Origin of the sequence: Streptomyces sp. IBSBF 2435 (genome assembly GCF_036815005.1) — a bacterium.
Classification (GTDB): domain Bacteria; phylum Actinomycetota; class Actinomycetes; order Streptomycetales; family Streptomycetaceae; genus Actinacidiphila.
Genome location: NZ_JAJSYW010000336.1, coordinates 1 through 3,777, shown reverse-complemented (window position 1 = coordinate 3,777; position 3,777 = coordinate 1). Strand labels below are relative to the sequence as shown.

Below are 3,777 nucleotides of genomic sequence, written 5' to 3'. Positions count from 1 at the left end.
GTCCCACCCGCGTCATCCGAGAACGACCGGCACCGGCCGTCCGCCGCCAAGCCACCCTGCATCGTGAACCGGACGAACATGTCCGCCGCGGCCATCACTGTGACGCCGCCGGCCAGCGCCAGCGAGCACTCACCCGACCGCAACGCCTGCGCCGCCAGATGCATCGACACCAGCGACGACGAACACGCCGTGTCCACACTCACCGCAGGACCCTCCAGCCCGAGCGCGTATGCCACCCGGCCCGACACCACGNCACCAGCGACGACGAACACGCCGTGTCCACACTCACCGCAGGACCCTCCAGCCCGAGCGCGTATGCCACCCGGCCCGACACCACGCTTCCGGCCCCGCCGGTGAGCAGATGGCCTTGCAGCTGCTCTTCGGCTCGCGCGACCAGTTCGGCGTAGCCGGTCTGGTAGACGCCCGTGAACATGCCGGTCGCGCTGCCCGCCAGCGAACTCGGGTCGATGCCCGCGTGTTCCAATGCCTCCCACGACACCTCGAGCAGCAGCCGCTGCTGCGGGTCGGTGGCCAGCGCCTCCCGCGGCGAGATCCNTCGGGTCGATGCCCGCGTGTTCCAATGCCTCCCACGACACCTCGAGCAGCAGCCGCTGCTGCGGGTCGGTGGCCAGCGCCTCCCGCGGCGAGATCCGGAAGAACGCCGCGTCGAAGTCGCCGCTCTCCGGGAGGAAGCCGCCCTCGCCGGTCGCGGAGGTCCCGGTGCCCGGGCCGCCGCTGCCCAGCAGCGAGTCCAGATCCCAGCCGCGGTCGGCCGGGAACGGCGTGACCCCGTCGGTCCCCTCGGCGACCAGCCGCCACAGGTCATCCGGACCCGCGACGCCGCCCGGGAACCGGCACGCCATGCCCACCAGCACGATCGGATCGTCGGTGACGGACACAAGAGCCGGCGCCACGACGACCTCGGCCGGTTGCGTGCCGAACTCGGCTGCCAGGTACCTCGCGACGTGGCCGACGGTCGGGTAGTCGAACACCAGGCTGGCCGCCAGGCCGACGCCGGTCCTCGCCTGCAGCAGATTGCGCAGCTCGACCGCGGTCAGCGAGTCGAAGCCCAGCTCGCGGAACGGCTGCGCGGTGTCGAGCCGCTCGCCCGGGGCATGCCCCAGCACCGTCGCGGCGGCCTCGCGGACCAGGTCGGCCAGCGCCTCCAGCCGGTCCGCACCGGACAGTCCTGCCAGCCGCAGGCCCAGACTGTCGCCGCCGCCGTCGGTGTTGTCCGCGACGCGCCGCGCCGCGGCCCCGGCCAGGGAGCGCCACAGCGGCGTGATGTCCCGCTGAGCCCGCAGCGTAGCCAGGTCCAGCCGGGTCGGCGCCAGCAGCGGACGGTCCGCGCGCAACGCCCGGTCGAACAGCTCCATGCCCTGCTCCACCGACATCGGCGGGGTGGCCGAGCGCGCGATCCGGCGCCGGTCGGTGCCGGACAGGGAGCTCACCATGCCGAGTTCCGTCGACCACGGTCCCCAGGCAAGCGACACACCGGGCTGCCCGTGCTGGCGGCGCTGCTGCATCAGTGCGTCGAGGAACGTGTTGCCCGCGGCGTAGTTGGCCTGGCCGCCGCCGCCCAGCAGGCCGCCGAGTGACGAGAAGGCCACGAAGAACGACAGGTCCTGGGTGAGCGAGTGCAGGTTCCAGGCCGCGTCCACCTTCGGGGCGAGCACCCGGTCGAGCTGTTCGCGCGACAGCGACGCGAGCACACCGTCGTCGACGACGCCCGCGACGTGCACGATCCCGGTCACGGGGCGCTCCGGCGGGACCTCGGCGAGCACCTCGGCGAGCGCCTGCCGGTCGGTTGCGTCACAGGCCGACGCCACCACCGTGGCGCCGAGCGCGCCGAGCTCCGCCAGCAGCTCCTGCGCGCCCGGGGCGGTCGCACCACGCCGGCTGATCAGCAGGAGGTTCCGCGCGCCGTGCTCGGTCACCAGGTGCCTCGCCGCGAGGGCGCCCAGCCCACCGGTGCCACCGGTGACGACGACCGTGCCCTCGGTGTCCAGCACCGGCGCCGGTTCTTCACCCGCGTCGGCCCGGACCAGGCGCGCCGCGAAGAGCCGGCCGCCGCGCAGCGCCAGTTGTGGCTCACCCGCGGCCAGTACGTCGCCGAGCACCGTCGCGTCGAGCTGGTCGGAGTCGGTGTCGGTGTCGAGCAGTACGAACCGGCCCGGGTCCTCCGTCTGCGCCGACCGGACCAGGCCCCACACGGCCGCCGCGGCCAGATCCGTGACCGGGTCACCGGGTGCGGTGGTGACCGCGCCCCGGGTCCACACGATCAGCGGCGAGCCCGCGGGGTCCGTCGGCCACTGCTGGAGTCGCCGGAGTACCTCGGCGGTCAGCTCATGCGTGCCTTCCACCACCGGGGCCGGGTCCCCGGACGCCCGCAGCAGCGCCACCGCGCCCTCCTCGGGAGTGGGCACGGGGTCCGCGGGTCCGACGACGGTCCAGCGGCCCACCGGGGCGGCGCCGCCAGGGGTCGGCACCCAGCTGATCTCGAGTAGCGAACGGTCCCCGGCGTCCGCCACGGTGCCGAGCGCGTCGAGCGGTCGCAGCGTCACGGAGCCGATCGACAGCACGGGTGAGCCGGTCGAATCGGCGACCGCGAGCGACACCTCGTCCGGCCCCTGCGGAGTCAGTGCGACCCGGAGCCGGGCCGCGCCGGAAGCGAGCAGATCCACGTCGCGGAACCCGCACGCCACGCCCTCCCTGCCCGCGAGCGCCCCTGTGTGCAGTGCCGCGTCCAGCAGCGCGGGGTGCAGCCCGAACGACTCCGCCGCGTCGCGGCCGGACTCGGGCAGTTCGACCTCCGCGAGGATCCGGTCGCCATGGCGCCATGCCTTCGTCAGCCCCTGGAACATCGGGCCGTGCTCGGCGCGCTGCTCGTAGAACCGGGACACGTCGATTTCCTCGGCCCCCGGCGCGGGCCAGACCTGGCCCAGCGGGCCGAACGGGTCCGGCCCGGCCTCGCGGGCGGACGTGCCCAGCCGACCGGTGGCGTGGCGGGTCCACTCCTGCGCGCCGTCCACCCGCGCGTACAGGGCGAAGCTCCGCCGCGCGTCCTCGTCAGCCGCACCGACCAGGACCTGGACCTGGACGACTCCCGTGGTCGGCAGCGCCAGCGGCGTCTCAAGCGCCAGCTCCTCGACCCGGTCGCAGCCCACGCTGTCGCCGGCGCGGATGGCCAACTCGACGCCGGCGGTGCCCGGGAGGACCGCGGCGCCGCCCACGGTGTGGTCGGCCAGCCACGGGTGCGTACGCAGCGATAGCAGGCTGGTGAACACGATCGCGTCGTCCGTGGGCGAAGGCACCACGGCGCCGAGCAGCGGGTGCTGCGCCGGGCTCAGCCCGGCCGAGGCCACGTCGGCGACAGCGGCGACCGTGTCGGGCCAGAAGCGCTGGTGCTGGAACGCGTAGGTCGGCAGCGCCACCCGCACCGCGCCCCGGCCCGCGAACACCGCGGTCCAGTCCACCGCCACACCGTGCACGAACAGCCGCGCCACCGCGGACAGCACCGCCGACGCGTCGTCCTGCTCGTGGCGCAATACCGGCGCCACGACCGTGCCCGGCGCGCAGCTGTGGTGCGCCGCACCGGAAAGCACACCATCAGGACCCAGTTCCACCAGCGCGGTCACACCCTGGTCGGCGAGCCAGCGCACGCCGTCGGCGAACCGCACCGTGCCGCGTACCTGGTCCGTCCAGTACCGCGGGGAGCACAACTCCTGTGCGGCCGCGACCCCACCGGTCAGGTTCGACACGATCGGGATCCGCGGC

The 3,777-nt window shown here is 74.4% G+C and carries 2 pseudogenes; both read right to left on the bottom strand.

What is annotated here, in order from left to right:
• Positions 1 to 826: pseudogene (locus V7E46_RS33035) on the bottom strand (beta-ketoacyl synthase N-terminal-like domain-containing protein); the annotation flags it as partial.
• A 184-nt stretch (positions 827 to 1,010) separates the two neighbouring features.
• Positions 1,011 to 3,287, bottom strand: a pseudogene (locus V7E46_RS33030) (type I polyketide synthase); the annotation flags it as partial.
• Positions 3,288 to 3,777: the final 490 nt, after the last annotated feature.